Origin of the sequence: Streptomyces xantholiticus (assembly GCF_014651015.1) — a bacterium.
In the GTDB taxonomy this organism is placed as follows: Bacteria; Actinomycetota; Actinomycetes; order Streptomycetales; family Streptomycetaceae; genus Streptomyces; species Streptomyces xantholiticus.
In genome coordinates, this window is sequence record NZ_BMWB01000037.1 from 1 (window position 1) to 18,432 (window position 18,432).

Annotated in this window: 18 protein-coding genes and 6 pseudogenes; 8 read left to right on the top strand and 16 right to left on the bottom strand. The window is 67.9% G+C overall.

Annotated elements, in window-relative coordinates; translation table 11 throughout:
* Positions 1 to 317 precede the first annotated feature (317 nt).
* The 5 genes and pseudogenes from IE198_RS32370 to IE198_RS32390 form a co-directional block, all read right to left on the bottom strand.
* A pseudogene (locus IE198_RS32370) lies at positions 318 to 542 on the bottom strand (transposase); the annotation flags it as partial.
* 4 nt (positions 543 to 546) lie between these two features.
* Positions 547 to 2,127 carry an ISL3 family transposase gene (locus IE198_RS32375; RefSeq protein ID WP_229834687.1) on the bottom strand — a complete coding sequence of 527 codons (1,581 nt, stop codon included), beginning with the start codon at positions 2,125 to 2,127 and terminating at the stop codon, positions 547 to 549.
* A 125-nt stretch (positions 2,128 to 2,252) separates the two neighbouring features.
* Positions 2,253 to 2,908: pseudogene (locus tag IE198_RS32380) on the bottom strand (IS5 family transposase); the annotation flags it as partial.
* Between the two features lie 57 nt (positions 2,909 to 2,965).
* Complete coding sequence (locus IE198_RS32385) at positions 2,966 to 3,394, bottom strand: RacP protein (protein WP_189893165.1); 429 nt, start codon at positions 3,392 to 3,394, stop codon at positions 2,966 to 2,968.
* Positions 3,395 to 3,397: 3 nt separating this feature from the next.
* Entirely contained in the window at positions 3,398 to 4,486 is a 1,089-nt protein-coding gene (locus tag IE198_RS32390) for a DUF6192 family protein (RefSeq protein WP_189893246.1), read from the bottom strand.
* Between the two features lie 299 nt (positions 4,487 to 4,785).
* On the opposite strand from IE198_RS32390, the gene IE198_RS32395 reads away from it, so the two are divergent.
* Positions 4,786 to 4,989, top strand: coding sequence for a hypothetical protein (locus IE198_RS32395; RefSeq protein WP_229834690.1), 204 nt, complete (start codon positions 4,786 to 4,788; stop codon positions 4,987 to 4,989).
* A gap of 211 nt (positions 4,990 to 5,200) precedes the next feature.
* On the opposite strand, the pseudogene IE198_RS36455 reads toward IE198_RS32395, so the two are convergent.
* A pseudogene (locus tag IE198_RS36455) lies at positions 5,201 to 5,398 on the bottom strand (inositol monophosphatase family protein); the annotation flags it as partial.
* A 243-nt stretch (positions 5,399 to 5,641) separates the two neighbouring features.
* Between IE198_RS36455 and IE198_RS32400 the strand changes: the two are divergent.
* The gene (locus IE198_RS32400) at positions 5,642 to 6,118 is read left to right on the top strand and encodes a hypothetical protein (RefSeq protein ID WP_189893168.1); all 477 of its coding nucleotides are present in this window, start codon (positions 5,642 to 5,644) and stop codon (positions 6,116 to 6,118) included.
* Here the strand turns inward: IE198_RS32400 and IE198_RS32405 are convergent.
* The 3 genes and pseudogenes from IE198_RS32405 to IE198_RS35855 form a co-directional block, all read right to left on the bottom strand.
* Positions 6,114 to 6,289, bottom strand: a pseudogene (locus tag IE198_RS32405) (IS5-like element IS4811 family transposase); the annotation flags it as partial. The gene IE198_RS32400 and the pseudogene IE198_RS32405 overlap by 5 nt on opposite strands.
* Before the next feature lie 56 nt (positions 6,290 to 6,345).
* Positions 6,346 to 6,945: a transposase gene (locus IE198_RS35850; protein ID WP_268246519.1), complete on the bottom strand. Its 600-nt coding sequence runs from the start codon at positions 6,943 to 6,945 to the stop codon at positions 6,346 to 6,348.
* A gap of 18 nt (positions 6,946 to 6,963) precedes the next feature.
* Positions 6,964 to 7,461: a transposase domain-containing protein gene (locus IE198_RS35855; RefSeq protein ID WP_229834696.1), complete on the bottom strand. Its 498-nt coding sequence runs from the start codon at positions 7,459 to 7,461 to the stop codon at positions 6,964 to 6,966.
* Between the two features lie 369 nt (positions 7,462 to 7,830).
* Between IE198_RS35855 and IE198_RS32415 the strand changes: the two genes are divergently transcribed.
* Positions 7,831 to 8,511, top strand: coding sequence for an IS5 family transposase (locus IE198_RS32415; RefSeq protein ID WP_189893170.1), 681 nt, complete (start codon positions 7,831 to 7,833; stop codon positions 8,509 to 8,511).
* Here the strand turns inward: IE198_RS32415 and IE198_RS32420 are convergent.
* Positions 8,453 to 8,959, bottom strand: a complete 507-nt coding sequence (locus tag IE198_RS32420; protein WP_189893248.1) for a hypothetical protein — start codon at positions 8,957 to 8,959, stop codon at positions 8,453 to 8,455. The genes IE198_RS32415 and IE198_RS32420 overlap by 59 nt on opposite strands.
* A gap of 186 nt (positions 8,960 to 9,145) precedes the next feature.
* Positions 9,146 to 10,402, bottom strand: coding sequence for a PucR family transcriptional regulator (locus IE198_RS32425; protein ID WP_189893173.1), 1,257 nt, complete (start codon positions 10,400 to 10,402; stop codon positions 9,146 to 9,148).
* Positions 10,403 to 10,760: 358 nt separating this feature from the next.
* On the opposite strand from IE198_RS32425, the gene IE198_RS32430 reads away from it, so the two are divergent.
* Together IE198_RS32430 and IE198_RS32435 are read left to right on the top strand one after the other, a co-directional pair.
* Positions 10,761 to 11,609: a DUF4394 domain-containing protein gene (locus IE198_RS32430; protein ID WP_189893175.1), complete on the top strand. Its 849-nt coding sequence runs from the start codon at positions 10,761 to 10,763 to the stop codon at positions 11,607 to 11,609.
* A gap of 216 nt (positions 11,610 to 11,825) precedes the next feature.
* A pseudogene (locus IE198_RS32435) lies at positions 11,826 to 12,394 on the top strand (transposase); the annotation flags it as partial.
* Here IE198_RS32435 and IE198_RS32440 read toward each other — a convergent pair.
* The gene (locus tag IE198_RS32440; RefSeq protein ID WP_229834709.1) at positions 12,384 to 12,716 is read right to left on the bottom strand and encodes a hypothetical protein; all 333 of its coding nucleotides are present in this window, start codon (positions 12,714 to 12,716) and stop codon (positions 12,384 to 12,386) included. The pseudogene IE198_RS32435 and the gene IE198_RS32440 overlap by 11 nt on opposite strands.
* Positions 12,717 to 12,861: 145 nt before the next feature.
* Between IE198_RS32440 and IE198_RS35860 the strand changes: the two genes are divergently transcribed.
* From IE198_RS35860 to IE198_RS32450, 3 genes are all read left to right on the top strand, one after another.
* Positions 12,862 to 13,065, top strand: a complete 204-nt coding sequence (locus IE198_RS35860) for a hypothetical protein (RefSeq protein WP_229834713.1) — start codon at positions 12,862 to 12,864, stop codon at positions 13,063 to 13,065.
* A 137-nt stretch (positions 13,066 to 13,202) separates the two neighbouring features.
* On the top strand, positions 13,203 to 13,580 hold the full coding sequence (locus IE198_RS32445; protein ID WP_189893177.1) for a hypothetical protein: 378 nt from the start codon (positions 13,203 to 13,205) through the stop codon (positions 13,578 to 13,580).
* A 23-nt stretch (positions 13,581 to 13,603) separates the two neighbouring features.
* Positions 13,604 to 13,801 (top strand): hypothetical protein, encoded by a 198-nt coding sequence (locus tag IE198_RS32450; protein ID WP_189893179.1) that lies wholly within the window; start codon positions 13,604 to 13,606, stop codon positions 13,799 to 13,801.
* Between the two features lie 875 nt (positions 13,802 to 14,676).
* On the opposite strand, the gene IE198_RS32455 is transcribed toward IE198_RS32450, so the two are convergent.
* From IE198_RS32455 to IE198_RS32470, 4 genes and pseudogenes are all read right to left on the bottom strand, one after another.
* Positions 14,677 to 15,243: an NAD(P)H-dependent oxidoreductase gene (locus IE198_RS32455; protein WP_189893181.1), complete on the bottom strand. Its 567-nt coding sequence runs from the start codon at positions 15,241 to 15,243 to the stop codon at positions 14,677 to 14,679.
* 439 nt (positions 15,244 to 15,682) lie between these two features.
* Positions 15,683 to 16,636: pseudogene (locus tag IE198_RS32460) on the bottom strand (ISAs1 family transposase); the annotation flags it as partial.
* A gap of 286 nt (positions 16,637 to 16,922) precedes the next feature.
* Positions 16,923 to 17,252 (bottom strand): OB-fold protein, encoded by a 330-nt coding sequence (locus tag IE198_RS32465; RefSeq protein WP_189473819.1) that lies wholly within the window; start codon positions 17,250 to 17,252, stop codon positions 16,923 to 16,925.
* Positions 17,253 to 17,465: 213 nt separating this feature from the next.
* The gene (locus IE198_RS32470) at positions 17,466 to 18,329 is read right to left on the bottom strand and encodes an oxidoreductase (protein ID WP_189893183.1); all 864 of its coding nucleotides are present in this window, start codon (positions 18,327 to 18,329) and stop codon (positions 17,466 to 17,468) included.
* Positions 18,330 to 18,432 lie beyond the last annotated feature (103 nt).

Below are 18,432 nucleotides of genomic sequence, written 5' to 3' on the forward strand. Positions count from 1 at the left end.
ACCGCCGAAGAAATCCTCGAATCCCTCGCCCGCTTCTGCCGACGGATCTCCGGCGCAGGACACTAGCACCCGGGCGCTTCCACCACCGCGTCGCTGGCGTCAGAAATTACCTGCCGAGCAGTCTCACTTCTCACCTGTAGAGCCGTGCGGCGACTCAGAGACTGAACAGTCTGCGGCTTCAGGGAAGTTCGTGGGAAAGTAGGCTCCCGGCCGGGAGGACGGGCCGGTCCTGGTGGCGTTGCCGACCGTGAACTTGAGAACGATTAGTCGCGGTTGGCCTCATACGAGGCGGGCTGTGTGCTCCTGCGGGAGGACCGGCGGGTGATGCGCCTGGTCATCAGTGTGATCGCGGCCCAGGTGATCAAAGATTCCGAGTGCTGGATGAGCCGTTCGTAGTCCCGGGCGTGACGGCGGGCGTGCGTGATCCAGGCCAGGCTCCGCTCCACAACCCAGCGACGGGGCAGGATTGTCCGCGTACGCGTCTGAGTGGCCCTGGCAAGATTTCCGTGAAGTTGGGGTGTGCCACCGTGCGCCGGTGACACTCCGTCACGGGAAGCGGCGTCGGAGCAGGGCCATGAGGATGACGCGGTGGCGGAGCAGCGGGACCCCTGCGTGTCCGGCCATGATCCGCTTCTGGAGCTTCAGATCGGTGATGCGGCCTTCGTTGACGCCGGAGTTGAACGGGGTGGTGATGCCTTGCACGACCGCGGGCTGGTCCTCGCGGATGGCGTGGGCCAGGCTGACCAGGGCGGGGAGGCGGGAGGTCGCGCGTTGCTCGAGCCAGTGCGCCAGCAAGGTGGCGTCGCGGGAGTCGAGCATGGCGGCGAACTGACGTACCAGTTCGTGGGTTTGGTCCCGTTCCGGGCAGTGCTCGAGTAGCCGCCTGAGTGCCTCGGTGGCGTGCAGGCCACGCCGGGATGGCGCGGTGGTGATCCAGCGGGCGACCTGCCGGGGCGAGGGCGGCCGCTCGCGCGGTGTATCGATCGGCAGGCCCCGGCGCAGCGGCGCGATGGCCATCTTGACGCGCTGGTAGTGGCCCCGGTAGCCCTTGGCGACGATCTCCTGGTGCAGCACTGTCGCGGTGTGCTCGCCCTCCTCCCACCGCTGCCGCAGGTACTCCAGGTACGGATCGAGGCTGGTGGGCCGGCGGGAAGGGGTGCGGCGTACGCATTCCTGCCAGGTGGCGGCTCGCGCGTATTTGCGCACGGTGCGCCTGTTCAAGCCCAGCTGGTGGGCTGCGGCGTGGAGTGAGATGCCGGTGTCGGTCACCGCGTGCACCGCCTCGAAGAGGTTCTTCGCGTGGCGGCGGGCACGGGTGTCGGCCTGGTCGGACGGTGCCGTTGGGCTCGGTGGTGGCGGTGCCGCTTCAGGATCGGGAACTGCTGCGGGCAGGCAGCTGCGGTGTGCGGCGGCAATGTCCCCGACCCGCTTCGACAGGCCCTGCCACAGGTGGAAGCGGTCGCTGACCTGCACCGCGTCCGGGGCGCCGTCTGTGATGCCCTGCCGGTAGACCAGCGAGCCGTCCCGGCAGACGACCTCAACACCGGGATGCGTCCGCAGCCAGGCGGCCAGCTGCTCGGCGTCGCGCCCGGCCCACAGCTCGATCGGCAGCCGGGACTCGGCAACCACCAGCAGGGTTCCGTAGGCGTCCGCGTACAGCGCGAAGTCGTCCACGCCCAGCACCCGTGGAGTCGCTGCCGCCGGAAGCGGCAAGCGCATCAAGTGGAACAGAACGCTCGTCCGCGACAACGGCACCTTCAGAATCTGCAGGAGCCGGGCGCCACCGCGGCCGGCGATCAGCACCCCGGCCATCTGCACCAGGTGCTGCAGCAGCGGGCTGCGGCGCTGATAGCGCACCGTCAGCCCCTCCACCTGCTCAACGAACGTACGCCGACCACAGCCCGGGCCGTCGCAGAACAAACGCCGCACCGACAGCCCGATCACGACCGGGCGGCCGCCGACAGCGGCATCGGCCAGCGTGCGGCTATAGCGACTGTGCGCCCGCGCGGAACCGCGACCACAGTCCGGACACGCCACCGTCAACTCCCGGGTGCAGGCCGCGATACGGACCACGCCGCCCGCCACCCACACCCGTTCCACCCGCACCGCATCGAGGTGCGGAGACACGATCCGTACGAGGTCATCACACTCGTCGACAATGCCGCTTCCCGTGACGGAGTGTCACCGGCGCACGGTGGCACACCCCAACTTCACGGAAATCTTGCCAGGGCCACGTTCACTTGTACGCCGACAAGGATGACGAATCCGGTGGCGTCCTTCGGACGGCTGATGGTCTTGAGCGTCAGGTTTAGGTGGGCCTTCACCCAGGTCACGAGCTGTCCGGCATAGCCGGAGTCGGCCCAGACGATGGTGATCTCAGGGTGCATCAGCCGCAGCCTGAACAGGACTTCCTTCGCGGCGTCGCGGTCGGTCGTGTCGGCCGGGGTGACCATCACGAACAGTGGCAGGCCCTTGGTGTCGACGACCAGGTGTCGCTTGCGTCCGTTGATTTTCTTGGCGCCGTCGTAGCCGCGCGAGTCGCGCCCGACGGTCTCGGCGGCCTTGACGGACTGGGAGTCGATGACGGTGGCGACCGCGCCGGGGGCTCGGCCCATCTCGCGGCGGATGCGTTTGCGCAGCTGGTCGCGGATCTGTCCGACGACTCCGGCGGCTGCCCAGCGGGCCATGAAGTTGTAGCAGGTCCGCCAGGGCGGGAAGTCCCTGGGCAGGGCTCTCCATTTGCATCCGGTGTCCACGACGTAGCGGATGGCGTCGACGACCTCGCGGCGTGGGTGTTTCTCGGGGCGTCCCCTCTTGGGGGACTCGCAGGCCGGTGGCGGGAGGAGGGTTCGATGAGGGCCCATTCGTCGTCGTAGGTGTCGGAGGGGTAGCAGCGGTGCCGGGGCAACTCGGCCTCCCTTCCGAATTCGAGGGTGAGGGACGGCGCAGCCGTCCCCCAACCCGGTCAGGTGTCGATGTACTCGGTGATGACGTCGAGCGTGGACTCGACCGAGCTGAGCTGGGTGTTGAGGTGTTTGATCCACCGTCCTTTCGGCTGGAGAGCGGCGTGCGGGCCGACGACGGCGGTGATGAACCGGCGGATCTCGGTGAGCTTCTCCCTCACGATCGAGAGTTCGTATGCCTGGAGTTCGGCGGTGTCGGTGCAGAACCGGTAGCCGTCCTGCTTCGTCCAGATCAGGGGCGGCCAGCCCCGTTCGGCGATGATGTCGCGCAGGCAGGCCAGGCCCGCGCGAGTCTGGCTGGGCGTTAGCTCGCCGGAACGGACGAGCTGGGGGAAGGTCAGCCCGGCCGGGCGGGCCTCGAAGAGAACGAACCGGACGGTGTCGGCGTGCCGCTGGGAGGCCGCCGATCTGCGCTCGGAAGCGCGTGGCACCGGCTACTCGCCTTGCAGGAGCCGGGCCAGTTCGCCGTCGACGTCGACCTTCCCGGTGTCGACGGCCGTCTCGATCCAGTCGAGGGTGGCCCGCACCCGGGCGACGTTCTCGTGGACCAGGACGCGTTCGTCGTCACCGAGCTGCCGATCGCGCAGGCCCGGGACCACGCGGCCGACCGCCGCGACAAACGCGTGGCAGGCGGTGACGAGGTCGAGGAACTCCACCGACCGGTCGATCGCACGGATCGCCGGGGCGAGAGGGTTGTTCTCCTCGAAGTCCTCGCGGGCCTGCTGGCCGCGTTCGACCTGGGCGCGGTTGACCTGGTGGCGGGCGGTGTCGTCGCCCATCGCCTTGAACGCGACGCCCGGACGACGCAGCAGCCCTGTGGTCACCTCCGCGGCGACGGTCTCGTCCCGGGTCAGCTCCTCGACGACCTTCACCTTGTCGACCGCCTTGACCTTCGCGACGACCGCGGGGCGCCGCAGGATGTCCGGAGCGATCGCGGCAGCGACCTCGTCCTCGCGGGACAGCTCCTCCACCGCCCTCACCTTGTTGGCCGGCTTGACTTGCGCGACCACGGCCGGACGGCGCAGCAGGTCCCCGGTCACCGTCGCTGCGACCTCCTCGTCCTTGGCGAGCGTGTGGATCGCGCTGACCTTCTCCTGCGGGGTGACCGGCTTGACGACCTGACGCCCGGCCCGCCGGTTCGCCTCATCCGGCGTCCACCGCGACTTCCCCGCCGGCGGGGTGCCGATCGCCTCGAACCGCTCCTCCTCGTCCGCGATCCCCGCCAGAATCCGGTGGACCGTGTAGGAGACGCCCGCGACCCGGCGATCCTGCGGCCACCTGGACGCCGTCCACCTCGTCTGGTTCACCATCGAGTACGACACCCCGATGTCCTCGGCCAGCCGGAACAGCGACTCCTTCACCGTGAACGGCGCCTCGCTCCGCTCCTGGCCGCCGTACTCGCGCATCGGCTCGACTTCCAGCGCGTAGTCGCCGATCGCGAACTGGATACGGCTGGCCGTCTCCACCAGCTTCCGCAGCTCCGCGACCGCTCGGTCGTTAAGGCAACTGCATTGGCAGTCGATGCCCCCTGGCCTTCGGCGCCGAACACGGGGGACCCATCCCCGCGCGGGCGGGGAGCAGGGGGCGAATATCGGGTCGTTGACCAGCTCGTCGGGACCATCCCCGCGCGCGCGGGGATGGTCCCATGCTTCACCGCGACACCTGACTCAACCGCTGGCGAGACGGGCTCGCGCGGGGGCACCTCTGAGCTTGCTCAAATGGGCAGTAACACGGTGGTACGCGGGGGACGCTGACCCCGTGAACCAGGATATGAGTTTGCGGTTGGCCGCGGACCCCTGGGAGCTGAGGCGAGGTGGCACCAGTGGAGATGTGGGTGGTGATCGGCGGTTTCGCGGCGGTCGTCGTACTCTACGGAGCGGTCCAGTGGGCCATCGACGTGCGGCGCGAGCGTCAGCATGGCAGTGACAGCTACTGGAAGACTCCTGTCGACCCGGCCGACCACGGCGGTGGCGCATCGGGTCAGACATTCTCCATGGGGGACGGAGGCGGAGGGAGCTCGTCATGAGACGGGGCAGCAACAGCCTGGCCTGCCTCGCCGCCCCGCCCTGCGCGAGGGCGGAGCGGGCCAAGCCCCAGAATGCCCGGCACCCCGACGTCCTGGCCGCCCAGCGACGCGAACGCGCCCGCGTCCGCAGCGAGAAGCGCATCCGCTGGGGAGGACGACCACTCCAAGCAGCAGCCCGATCAAACCCGCCGAAATCTACGAGGTCACAGCACTAGCCTCGACCGCGGATCATCGACAACAGCAGCCCGTGAGTCTCAGCGTCCGCGGCCACTACGAGCCCACGGCCCGCCTGCCCGATCGAAGCGCCGTCGATTCCGGTGACGACACAACCAGCGGCCTGGCACAGAGCAATGCCGGCCGCGAAGTGCACGCTCCCGGCCAGGTCACCACCATCGGTGACGTATGCGGCGCAGCGAAGTCCCCGGCCCCCTTATCGATGCGAGTAAGCCGCCGCCCGTACCTGGCGCGGACAGCCTCCGCACCGGCACGTGCCGCAGCTATCGCAACATCAGCACCGTCAAGGCTCGCATTTGCGTTGATCACGGCGTGCAGAGTATCGGGGCGCACCCCAGCCGTACGCGGAGCAAGCCGACTGATGCCGTACTTATCGACCCGGTGAACCTATGTGGTCACAGCACTAGCGTGTGCGGCTATGGCTGACATCTTTGAACTCATGCTCACGCTGGACCTGCGCGACGAATTGTCGGAGGAGGAACTCGCCGAGGTCCAGTGGCACCTCGGGCTGGGCCCCCAGCCGAAGGTCCTCCAAATCGTGACCGATTTTCCGTTTGTGGTGGAGGATCATCACGGCGAGCTCATCGTTGAGGACCATCCTGAGCCTCTTCTGGGCCACCACGGCGAGGCGTCCAAGGTGGACGGTGCCCTTGTCTCGGTCCTGTTGCGCAAGCAGGACACCCGGCGTAATGCCTGGGCTCTGACCAGCCGGCAGGAGATCCATCCCGAAGACTTCGAGCGCACTGGCGAACTGCTCGCTTGGCTTGCGAACAAGGCTGGCGATTTTCACCGACGCCCCGATGGCAGCGTCCACCTGGGATGGACCCGGTTCTATGAAGAGCGTCAGCCCGAGCCGCTGGTGGTGCGTGACGGCATAGTCATCTGGCCGTCGTAGCTGGGGCTTTCCTTTGCCAGCTGGGGGTGGCGCGTTGCCGGGCAAGGCCCCTGGTCATGAGGGTGATGGCGGCCCAGGTGATCAGCGTCTCGAAGTGCTGGATGGCCGTTCGTAGTCCCTCGCGTGGCGGCGCGCGTGCATGATCCACGCGAGCGACCTGTCGACGACCCAGCCGGGGGCAGCACTCCTAGACCCAACGCCGTTCAGTTGGGGCGGGGCTGGGGGTGTCAAGGGTCGCTTGTGAGTATGGCGATGCTGATGGTGGCTTTGTAGGTGGTGCGGTCGATGGCGGGTCCGCGTGCGTTGTATTTGGAGATCGCGCGGGCCCGGTCCGGGTCGGTGCCCGGGACGCTGTCGGTGGCGTCGGTCATCGCCGTGCGTAATGCCTGGTAGGCGGTCAGCAGGGCCCAGACTTCCTGCTCGATGCCGTCCGGGGTGCGGGCACGCAGGACGCGCCCGCCCAGGACTGTCGACTTCAGCTCCGCATACGCCGTCTCGATCTCCCAGCGCTCGTGGTGGAGCCGGACGAGTTCACCGGCCGGGTGGGTAGCGGGGTCGGTGAGGGTGGTCAGCAGCCGGCAGGTCAGCGTCGAGCCGTCGCGGCAGCGGGCCACCGTCGGCAGCTTCCGGTTGGCCTTGCAGCGCACCAGCAGATCGGCGCCGGTGGCGGCCATCTGGTTCAGCAGTGCGGCGGCGGCGAAGTTCCGGTCGCCCAGCGGCAGCATCCCGGGCCGCAGGTCCGCCGCCAAGCGACGGGCGTACTCCAGCTCACCGGTTGCGGCCGGACCGAACACGGCCCCGATCACCGACCGGGTCCCGCAGGCCACCAGCGCGGCCAGACGCAGCTACGGATAACCCGAGATCCCGTTGCCGAGCCGCTGCCGGGTGAACACCGCGAGGTTGGCCGGACAATCCGGAACCGACAGCAGGGTGCCGTCGACCGCGACGACTCTCAAACCCCGCCACCGCCCGGCGGCAGCGGTCGTGGCCGCAGGTCCGCTCACCAGGCGGAACAGTGCTTTCATCGGTGCCGGCCCCAGCCGCTGGCGGGCCTGGCGAAGAGCGCTACCGCCGGGCCGGACCGTTGCCAGGCCCGACAGCCCGGCGCACAGCCGGTCGAAGACCTGCCGGTATCCCAGCCCGTTGAAGAGCGCTCCGGCCAGCAGCAGGTACACCGTGACCCGCGCCGGCACCAAACGGATCCTGCGCTGCACCGCCCCGGTCTCCGCCAGCACCTCGTCGACCATCTCGAACGGGACGATCCGGGTCAGCTCACCGATATACCCCGGCGCGAACACCCCGTCCGCTACCCCGACCGTCCTGGTTATGGCAACCTGTTCCAACAGCGGAGCTCCTGTAGCGAGGATGTCTTGGAGGACAAACCTCTTCTACAGCAGCTCCGCTGCCTCGTTCACCAACCTTGACGAACAGCCCCCACGCCTAACTGGCTGTTCTCCTTCCGCTCGCATGGTCGGTGGGGTTCGAACGGGGGCCTGGTACGGGTGAGTCTGCCGGTGCGGAGGCATGGAAGAAGGGCCTCTTGGTAGCTCGCGGATGTCGAGTCCAGCGAGAACCAAGAGGCCCTGTTGTCGAAGTGTCGCGTGGTCGCGGTTGCGGGGTCCAGTCCGTCCACTCCTGGGTGTGACTGCCTCGCCCACAGGTTCGGGAACGCAGCCGACCAGCCGGAGCGCCGGACCCGGTACAGCTCGGACATGAGCGATGCCGAGTGGGCCGTGGTGCGTGACTTGCTACCGGTTCCGGGATGGCTGGCCGGCCGGGGCGGGCGGCTGGAAGGCTACTGCCACCGGCAGATGATCGACGCGATCCGCTACCTCGTCGACAACGGCATCAAGGGGCGGGCGATGCCCTGTGACTTCCCGCCCTGGCCACGGGTCTACGCCTTCTTCGCCCGATGGCGGGATGCGGGGCTGGTCGCCGAACTGCATGACCGGCTACGTGGTGCCGTCCGCGATGCGGAAGGTCGTGACCAGGATCCGAGTGCGGCGGTCGTGGACTCGCAGTCGGTGAAGGCGGACGCCACCGTCGCCCTGATCTCGCGGGGCTTCGACGCCGGGAAGAAGATCAACGGACGCAAGCGGCACCTGCTCACCGACACCCTCGGTCTGCTGCTGGCCGTGCTGGTCACGCCGGCGTCGACCACCGACCGGGACGCCGCCCGCATCCTGCTGCTGGCAGCCAAGGACCGCTTCGAGCGGCTGGCACGGGTCTGGGCCGACGGCGGATACACCGGCCGCCTCATCGACTGGAGTGCAACGCAGCTCGGAGTTCGCACCGACACGAGCGAAGCCGTCATTCTGTGGTCGATGGCCATGCTCATGAGCCGCCGCCTGGCCGCCCGGCACCAGGTTCCTGCTCCGACAGAGGCAGCGTGAACCTGCCTGGCTTCTTCTCTACCAGCCAGCCTCGTTCCACCAGCCGCTTCAGCCGTGCCCTGGCTCCTTCGACGGGGGAGGCGGACGCACTGTCCCAGCCCAGTACCACCGCTGCCCGCCGGGCACCGAGCCCGTCGCCTCCCGCATCGGCCGCGGCGGCCATCAACGCCTGGTAGTCCGGCGACAGCTCCTGCACGTCGGTCGCGTGTCGGCGGTGAGGCACCGCCCGTCGCGGTCCGACCGGCTTCCTCCGCGACACCTCGCCGGTCACGTGGACGGGTGCCTCCTCCTCGGCCAGCGCCTCCAAGTACTGCTCGAGGCCGATCACCCGGCGCCGGTGCACCTCTTCCGCGTCCGCCAGAGCGGCACGCACGCGTTCCAACTCATCTTCGAGTTGCTTCACCTGCACAGCTGCGGCCTTCTGCCGCGTTTCCAGAACCGCCCACATCGACGGCATTCGCCACCTCCACGACCTCTCGCCAGCAACAAGCCGAGGCTCCCGCAGCAGCAGCTACTTCATGCCTGACCAGCGAAGACATCACACGAGGTTCGGAAAGAGAACGGCCTCTCAACTGTCTCATTTGGCTTGACAGGTTCCGTATCGCCGGCGGTGAGGAAACGGCGCCCGCCGCGTTCAGCGCCACGCTCCCGACAGGCGCCGGGTGACGACGGCACTGAGCGTGCGCACACCCCGTGTGGAGCCAGGGGCGATACTCGTGAGCTCGCGGACCCGGCGCAGGCGGTAGTCCAGGGTGCGGGTGTGGACGTTGAGCGCGGTCGCCGTGGCACCGCGGTGCATGTCGTGGCGGTAGTACGCGTCGAGAGTGGCGAGGAGGTCGGGGCCGGTCTCCAGGCGACGGGCCACCGTGCGGAGCCAGTCGTCGACGAACGGCACATCCGCGACGGCGAGTTCGATGAACACATCTGCCATGGTGTGCGGCCGCAGCCGAGCGGACGCCCGGCGCAGCGGGGCTGCCCGGCTGATCCGCCGGGCGCGGTCCAGAGCGTCGGCCAGCTCCGGCAGCGGTGCGGTGGCCGTGCCGACGGCGCAGGGGCGGCCGAGGGCGCGGGCGAAGTCCCGTACGAGATCCGGCAGGTGGTCGGGGGTGAGGTCGGGTAAGAGGTCGGGTAAGAGGTCGGGAACAACATGCGGCGGTGCATTTTCCGCTGCCGTGGCGCCGGAGAACAGGGGAAGCAGGGCGATCAGCTCACCGCTCCCGTCGCCGCCCTCCGGTCCCCACATGACCGGCGCCCGGTGGCTCTTCACCAGCGCCCCGATCTCGTTTTCCAGGAAACGATCGATGGTGGGCCGGTCCGGAAGCCGGAACACCGTCACCGTGCAGTGATCCGGCAGTTCCATGTCGACGGCCGCGGCGAGTTCCGCCGAAAACGGATCTTCTTTCAGCAATGACCGGGCCAGCAGGGCGACCTGCTCGGTATACGGAATTCGGCGGCGCAGTACGCGCACGAATCCCTGGCGGTAGGCACCGATGCCGCGTTCGCCCTGCGGGGCGAACCAGGTCATCATGCGCATGAGTTCGTCGACACCTCCGCCGCGCTGGGCCTCGGTCGCCTCGTTGATCTCACGCAGCATGAGCGCGGTGTGCACGCGCAGCACCTGCTGCCGCGCGTCGAGCGACACCCCGGCACTTGCCCGCAGCTCCCCCATCGACGCGATGTAGCCGAGATCGTCTCCGTTCAACTCGCTGTTGTCCGGTGACAGTTCGACGGTACGACGCCGGAACCACATCGAGTGTTCCAGCGTCTCGGCCCGTGCCCGGGGGTCCTTGTCCAGGAACCCGAACTCCGGGATCTCACGTGTGTATGTCTCGACCTCACGGCGGGCGTTGGTCGACGCCTGCCGGGTCAGCTCGGCGAAGAGGCTCCCCATGACCGCGAGCATGTCATTCAGGACGAACGGCCGACAGACGAGATCCGGACGGCGTTCATCACTCCGCACAAGACGGCGGCAAGTATATCGACTGGGCTTTTGTCACAGTGCGCAAAATTCCCGGATCGGGACGTTCTCGTCAACCCTTCTGCTTGTGGAGGAGCTATGAATCGACCTTAATGGGAACCGTGTACAACGCCCGTGGGAGGAACACCGCCGGAATCATTCCGGCGCTACTCCGGCATGACTGCGGTAATCAGTACGGGCGGGAGTAGGGAATTCTCAGCCAGGCGCCTCGCATGGCGCTCGCCCAAAAGGGAGGGAAACTCCGATGAAAGCAGGCACGAGAAGGAGAATCATGGCGGCGGTCGCGGTCGTGGTCACGTCGACGGCGTTCATGCTCGGCACACCGGGCACCGGCTCGGCCGCCCCCGCCGCCACGCCCAGCCTGCGCGCGTTCGGGATCAGCGGTGATGGCACCCTGATGGCCACGTTCACGACCGACCGGCCGCAGGTCCTCGACTGGGTCAGGGTCGTCACCGGCCTCAGCGGCGACACGGGCCTGATCGGGATCGACTTCCGGGTGCAGGACGGCCTGATGTACGGCGTCGGCAACAAGGGCGGCATCTACACGATCAAGACCCCACCGACCACCACGGACGTCGTGGTCACCAAGGTGTCCCAGCTCCAGTACGCGCTGAACGGCGCGAACTTCGGTGTCGACTTCAACCCGGCGGCCGACCGCCTGCGCGTGATCAGCGACAACGGCCAGAACCTGCGGCACAACCTCAGCGACCACAAGACCATCCAGGACCTTAACCTCACCACCCCGCCGATCGAGGGCACGACCAAAGGTGTCTCGGCCGCCGCCTACACGAACAACGACCTCAACGCGGCCACCGTGACCACGCTGGTCGACATCAACACGACCAGCGACCAGGTCGTCCTCCAGTCTCCGGCGAACAACGGCACGCTCGCCCCGACCGGCAGCCTCGGCATCGACGCCGGGATCAACGCCGGCATGGACATCTGCAGCACCCTGTCCGGCGGGAAGGCGGTCGACAACGCCGCCTTCGCCTCCCTCACCCCGTACGGCGCCAGTACCCCCTCGCTGTACAGCATCAACGTCTTCACCGGCCAGGCCACATCCATCGGCCAGTTCCCACTGAACATCACGGACGTGGCCATCTCCCTCACCGGATCCTGATCCCCGGCCGTCGGCCAGCCCTCGCCGCGGCCCGGCCACCGCCGGACCGCGGCGAACCGGCGCCACCGTCGACGGCTCTTTTCGGACTTCCCCAGGACAGTGAGGCTTTGCAGCGCGGTCGCTGATCGGGTGATGCTGGCGGTGTGCGCAACGCACGAGGCTCCCATGCCGTTGGGAGAGGTTCGAAGTCTCAACCCCACAAGCACAGGAGCCGCGTTGATTCCGTATTCTGCCGCACTCGACCTGCCCCACGCCCTGGTCGAGTGGGTCACGATGCTCATCGTCACCCGCGAGGGTGACCGCCGCTGCAAACTCGCGCCGCACCAGCGTGCGCTGGTCGCCCTGGTGTACCTGCGCAAGCACGACACGCTCGCCCAGATCGCCGTTGGCTTCGGTATCTCGGTGGGCACTGCCCACGCCTACAGCACCGCGGTGATCGGCCTGCTCGCAGAGCGTGCACCGGGCCTGCTCAAGGTGCTGTGAGAGACCGAACCTGACTACGTCCTGCTCGACGGCACTCTCGCGGAGTGCGACCGGGCCAGCGAGGGCCGGACCGACTACTCCGCCAAGCACCGCCGCCATGGTGGGAACGTGCAGCAGGTGACAGACCCGGACGGCCGGCTGCTGTGGATCTCACCCGCACTGCCGGGCCGCGCGCACGACCTACCGCAACGCGGGCCCACCGGATCATCCGGATCTGCGAGCGCCAGGGCGTCCCCGTCCTTGCCGACATCGCCTACGTGGGAGCCGGCCCGTGGGTGACCACTAAGCCCGTCACGCCTCCGCGGCCTGCCGCTCCCGCCGCTTGGCGCGGGTCCCGTTGCCGGGCGTGTTCTGTGCCTCCCAGTCGGGTTCGGGCCCGGGATCCTTCGTCGGCACCTTGGTCACCTTCAGGCCGGCGGCCCGGCCTCGGGTGTGCTGACTCGTGTCGCACGTCAACAGCCGTACGTCGCGTGCGGCGAGTCCTTGGATGGCCACCGCCCGGTCAACGATCTCATCGTCGGCAAGCGGCAGGCGCACGTGCCCGGGGGGATCCAGGACCATCTCCACGACGACCTTGCCGTGGGTCTCGCCCGACTGCGGGTCGTACTCCCCGGCGTGCAGCATCCCGTCCGTGTCGCCGTTCAGAACGCCGTCAAGGAGACCGAGCGTGTGCGCGGCACGCCACCGGGCCTGATAAGAACCCGACTCGGGAGTTCGACCGTGTACGTCAGTGGCTTTCCGTAGCCAAGCGGGGCCAAATGGAGCCCCTTTGAGTTACTCGGAGCTCTCGTACTTTGCCTACTCCGTTGCAGCTGGTCACGCCCGGTTTGTGGAGCTCCCTGACGTTGCGGACCTCGATCGCGGCCGCACCGGCACCGATGGCTTGGCGGACACGCTCTACGAAGCCGTGAGTGACACGCTGGACAGCATCTCGGCTGTCGGCCGCCTCCAGGTACTGGCTGCGCCACCGTGAACCGCCGCAGGCGGCGTCCATGGCGCTCAGGGTTGCCGGCTTGCCGGGACTCTCCTTGTCGCTCGTCAGGAGGCCACCGATGCGGCCCAGGAAGAGATACGAAGCTTGCCAGCTACCTCCTGCCCTACGCTGGCGTGATGGGTGTGGGGATAGAGGTGCTGATCGTGGACTGGCTGCGAGTGGAGGCAGCCGCGGCCGGCGACCGGGAAGACTTGCTCATCGATGCCGCCTTCGGGACGGCGGATAGAGACCACCTCTTCGAGCATGGCTGGTCGTGGCCTGCGCAGCCGGGTGAGGACTGGTACGGCAGGTATGCCTTGCGGAACACGTTCGGCTCGTACAAGCCGCACTTTTGGGCCGGTCACCGCTGGGACCACATGCGCGACTTCGTCGAGTCGAAGGTGCGCGACGTACTGGACCGATTCAACGACGCGCTGTTCTGGCATCGCCTGGAGGACACCACCGGGGCTGGCACGGGCCGGATCGGCCAGGCACCTGGAACGACCCGGACCTGATGCTGTGGTGTCCCCCCGATCACGTGCCGCTGATCGCAGGATGGTGGCGGCAGGCGGCACCCCAACTGGAATCTCTGCGTGAGCCGTTCGACCGCCACGCCGCGGAGCCCCGCGGATGGATCACGACCTTCGAGGCGTTTGCCGACCTCCTCACCGACTGGGGCGAGGTGGTCACGGAGGCAGAGCGCCGCGGCTGGGGCATCGTCGGCCTGCGCTGCTGACCGCCACCACGGTTCTCACCAGATCGACTGCTAACTCGCCGGCTGAATACTCAGTCACAGTCTCCTTTGCCTGTGACCGCGGTCGAGCCGCGGGGCGTCATCGCCCGGTCCGCGTAGGTGACCAGCAGGTCGCGAGGTCGGCCGCCGGGAGTTACGACGCGTGGCCCCAGAACCGGGCATCGAGTGCTCCCAGCCGACAATGCAGGTGCTGGGAGGTGCGGTCGGAGTCGGTGGCCGGGAGGGGCAACCCGCCGACGCAGGTCCGGGTCGGTGGACGGGCCGGCCGCGCTGATCACGCCGTCGGGGCGGACCAGGACCGCGCCGGGGGAACGCAGTCCTGGTCCGCGCAGGTCCGCCGGGGGCGGACCGAGAGCCGGACGACGAGGGGCCCGCCGTCCGGAGCCGTGGGTTCGAGGCCACCGCCGGTGGCCGTCGCCGTAGCTTCGGGCGCGCGGTCACGCGACGCTCGAGCCGCGCGACCTGGTGGCGAAAGAGAAGGATCTCCGCGTCTTTCCAGGCCGCCGAACGTCGTGAGAGCCGCAGCCACACGGGTAGCCGCAGCGTCAGAAGAAACACGAATCGTAGACACACAGCCGGCGATCATCGCCGAACCGGCATGAAGATCGGAACCTTTGCCCTGCGGGTGACCTGCACGGATGGCATTGTCGGCAAGCACAGGAGGAGTTGGTTCGGCCGCCGCCCGTAGGGTTTCAAGACTGCTTCACCGAGCCTGAGTCGAGTTTCCTTCGCTGAACTTCCGTCGAGTTCAGCGAAGGAAGCGGCGGTGACATGCAGGAACGCGCGGCCTGGGGCTGGGCCCCGGAGTAAACATCGTGATTGATCGTGAAACTCTAAGAATTCACGAATAATCGAGGTCAGCCGACCGGCGTCTCACTGGTCGCGATGAGCCTGCGGTATTCCTTGGCGTTCAGGACGAGGTCCTCGTCCAGCGGGTCGAAAATCATGCCGTAGACGGAGTGAAAACCCTGATAGTCAAGCTGGCAGAACTCCAGCGTTTGAGCGACCGGGGCGAGGTACTCCTCGAGGGTCCGTCGGGCGAGGCCTTCCGCGGCGTAGGTCTCCAGGGTGCTGCCGACCGTGACGGCCAGCCAAGCCTTCTTGCCCTGCAGCGCGGAGGCGGAACCGTCGAAGGTGAAGGCGAAACCGTGAACCAGCACCGCGTCGAACCAGGCCTTGAGCAGCGGGGTTACGCTGTACCAGTAGACCGGGAACTGGAGAACGACGGTGTCGTGCTCGCGCAGCAGCTGCTGCTCGCGTGCGGCATCGATCTTGAAATCGGGGTAAGTCTGGTAGAGGTCGTGGACGGTGACGTTGTCCAAGTCCTTGATCCCGGCGAGCCAGGTGGCGTTGCCACGGGATTCCGCGAGGTTCGGGTGGGCGACAATGACGAGGGTGCGATTGGTGGTCACTGACTGTTCCATTTCTCGTGTATGACGCGAACCCGTGTGCGTCCTCACTGTCAATGTTGGCGAGCGGGTCGGCCGTGTCCGCGGTCATGCGTTCTTCTCGAGCGCTTCGAAGGGCGATCGCTTCGGAACGAGCGGCTATGTCTCTGCAAGTAAAGGCGGCCGGTGATCCGAGCGGCCTTTATCACGCAATATTGACGGACTCGTTCCATCGGCGACCGTCCGGGTGGTGGATATTCACGCACCCTCAACGCCCCCAGGGCTTCAGCGTAGTCGGGATGCGTCCGGTTTGTGATCATCCGAGGCCGAGGAGTGCGAGGGGTCGGTGTGGGTTGCGGGCGTTGCGGCGGAGGCCGGCGGCGATGTTGACGGCCCCGGCGAGCTTGAGCGCGCCGATGGAGAGGTTGCGGCAGCTGGCCATGGCACGGGGCGCATTGCCGGTCCGCAGCTGGGAGGCGTCCTCGGCGAAGGTGGTGCCGCGGACGTGGTGCAGGGCTTGGACCTGCCAGTGCCCCTTGATCAGTTTGGCGAGCTGGGCGGGGGTGGCCTGTTCGGCCGTCAGGCTGGTGACCGCGTAGACGGTGGTGATCGTGGTCTTGCCGGTCCTGCGGTCGGTGCGCCGCCGCTTGATCTGGATGGCCTGCCGGGCCCCGGGGAACAGCAGGTTGTTCACGGTGGCCACCTTGATCCGGCGGATCTCCGCGCGGCCGTGGCCTGAGCCCCGGACCCGGCCCTGGAGCGGGATGTCCTTCCAGGGAAGGGACTTGAGGCGCCTGCGGAGCTTCTTCTTGTTGCCCTTGACGATGACGATGTAGTGGGCCTGGCGTCCCAGCAGGTAGGCGGCGTGCTCGCGCTGGGTGTGCAGGGCGTCGGCGCTCACCACGACCCCGGCGAGGTCGGCGACCGTGTCCAGCAGCGGCTGGAAGCGGGGGATCTCGCTGGTCTTTGTCGCCGACGTCGAGCTGGGCCAGGACCAGGCCGGTGGCGTGGTCCCGGGCGGTGAGCAGGTGGATCTTCCGGCCGCCGGCCTTCGCGGCGCTCCGCAGGCTCTTGCCGTCCACGGCCGGCGCGCGCGGCCCGGCCGTATGGGGGCGGCGGTCCGTGAGCCAGCGCCCGACCGCCGCGTCGAGGGCGTCGCCGTCGATCCGGGCCGGCAGCCGCCGCACCGCGGACTCGGAGGGCCGTTGCCGGGCGGGAGCACCGGATCGGGGCGGACGCCGAGCTGGGCGAGCACGTGGGCGGGCGCGTCGGCGATCCACTCGCCTACCGCCAGCAGGGAGGTGGCCCCGGCCAGGACCGCGCACGCGGCCAGGGCGACGGCCAGCGGGTGGCGCACCCCGCGCGGATCACGCGGGTCCGGTACCTCGGCGAGACGTTCCAGCAGGCCCGGAGCCTCGCCGGGCAGCATCGGCGCTGCCTCGCGGAGCTGGTCAAGAGCGGGCGATATCGGCGATGATGCGCAGGCACGGTCTTCCACTCGGATCACGGGGCGTAGAGAAGTCCATGATCCGGGAGACCGTGCCTGTCACGCTTCCCGGCCCACCCTGCCCGACAGACCGTCATGAACCGGACAGCCGACTTTTGCCGAAGCCCTGCCAGGCGAAACAGTGCATGCCGCGCAGGCTAAAGATCAAGCTTGGATTGACCTCACGTGTGCCGGTCGTTTACCGCTCTGGGAAATGACCCGCAGGGACTCATGGGGTGAGGAGTTCGCACTGCTTGATGACCAGCACTGTTCCGTCCTCGCTGAAGACCCGACATTCTCCCTTGACGGTGACGGTGACGCCCAGGGGGACGCTTCGCACAAGCCGGAATGATTCCTTAATTCGGTGGTCAAACGGCAGCACGAAGATGGCGAGGTGGGGGCCTCCGGGGACATCTGACACATCCACCACCGGCGTACCATATTGGCTTTCGCCCGTTCGGATTGAGATTCCCTCGAGAGTGAGGAATTTCCCATAGTAGGCACGCTCGGCGGCGGCGCGGTCCGCGGTGAATTCGTTGTGGAGGTCTCGAATTTTCATTGGTTGCCGCCTTCTCTAGTGTCGCGTGATCCTGCTGGTCTTATTCGAGTTGTCGTCGACTAGCGCTCCGCGCTTGAGATCTTCTTACGGTTGGCCTTCTTGAGGATGTCGTCTGCTGTCTTGGTCCAGGTGAATGGTGGGCGCGGTCGTTCCAGCCGTCGATGTAGGCGCGGAGCTTGGCGTTGAGGTCTTTGACCACAAGGGCCCACAGGGTCACTGCCCGATGGCGTTGAGTTCGGCGATCGCCTCGTCGGGCAGTTGCAGGTCAGCCGCGGCGATGTTCTCCCGCAGGTGAGCGACGCAGGAGGTTCCGGGGATCAGCACCGTCGACGGCGAGCGCTGCAGCAGCCAGGCGAGCGCCACCTGCTGCTCGGAGGCGCCAAGGCGGCGGGCGACGTCGCGCAGGGTCCGTGACCGCAGTGGGTGGAATCCGCCGCCAAGGGGGAAAAACGCGGCGTAGGCGATGTGCTCCTTGGCGCAGCGATCGACGAGGTCGTCGTCGGCGCGGTCGACCAGGTTGTACCGGTTCTGCACAGTGACCACGGGGGCGATGGCCTGGGCCTGGGTGAGCTGCGCGTCGGTGATCCCGCTGAGGCCGAGGTGACGGATCAGGCCCTGCTCACGCAGGCCGGCCAAGGTGCCGAACGACTCGGCGATGGAGGACCCGTCACCGTCGAATGCGGCCGTGCGCAGGTTGACCACGTCCAGGGTCTCCAGGCCGAGGTGCCGGAGATTCTCGTAGACCTGGGCCTTGAGGTCGGCGGGGTCCAGGGAGGTGATCCAGCCGCCGGTGGCGCTGCGGCGGACGCCGACCTTGGTGACGATGTGTAGACCGGCCGGGTAGGGGTGCAGGGCCTCCTTGATCAGTTTGTTGACGATAGTCGGCCCGTAGAAGTCGCTGGTGTCGATGTGGGTGATGCCGAGCTCGACCGCTGCGCGCAGCACGGCGATCGCCCGAGTGCGATCCTTGGGCGGTCCGAAGACACCGGGACCGGTCAGCTGCATCGCGCCGTATCCCATCCGAGTGATGCTCAGGTCGTCGGCGAGGGTTAACGTCTGCAGGGCGGGGATACTCATCCGAAGGCCTCTCGGGTCTGTTCGCGGCATCGTTGCGGACCGCTCGGCGCGTCCATTGGGTAAGTTTCCATATTTGCGGTGGAGGCAGGGACGCGGTCGGGTG

Coding starts and splice junctions, on each gene's coding strand:
- IE198_RS32400 (WP_189893168.1), top strand. CDS start 5,642: ATGGCTGACATCTTTGAACTCATGCTCACGCTGGACCTGCGCGACGAA.
- IE198_RS32415 (WP_189893170.1), top strand. CDS start 7,831: ATGAGCGATGCCGAGTGGGCCGTGGTGCGTGACTTGCTACCGGTTCCG.
- IE198_RS32420 (WP_189893248.1), bottom strand. CDS start 8,959: ATGTGGGCGGTTCTGGAAACGCGGCAGAAGGCCGCAGCTGTGCAGGTG.
- IE198_RS32425 (WP_189893173.1), bottom strand. CDS start 10,402: ATGGGGAGCCTCTTCGCCGAGCTGACCCGGCAGGCGTCGACCAACGCC.
- IE198_RS32430 (WP_189893175.1), top strand. CDS start 10,761: ATGGCGGCGGTCGCGGTCGTGGTCACGTCGACGGCGTTCATGCTCGGC.
- IE198_RS32440 (WP_229834709.1), bottom strand. CDS start 12,716: ATGCTGCACGCCGGGGAGTACGACCCGCAGTCGGGCGAGACCCACGGC.
- IE198_RS32445 (WP_189893177.1), top strand. CDS start 13,203: ATGGGTGTGGGGATAGAGGTGCTGATCGTGGACTGGCTGCGAGTGGAG.
- IE198_RS32455 (WP_189893181.1), bottom strand. CDS start 15,243: ATGGAACAGTCAGTGACCACCAATCGCACCCTCGTCATTGTCGCCCAC.
- IE198_RS32465 (WP_189473819.1), bottom strand. CDS start 17,252: ATGAAAATTCGAGACCTCCACAACGAATTCACCGCGGACCGCGCCGCC.
- IE198_RS32470 (WP_189893183.1), bottom strand. CDS start 18,329: ATGAGTATCCCCGCCCTGCAGACGTTAACCCTCGCCGACGACCTGAGC.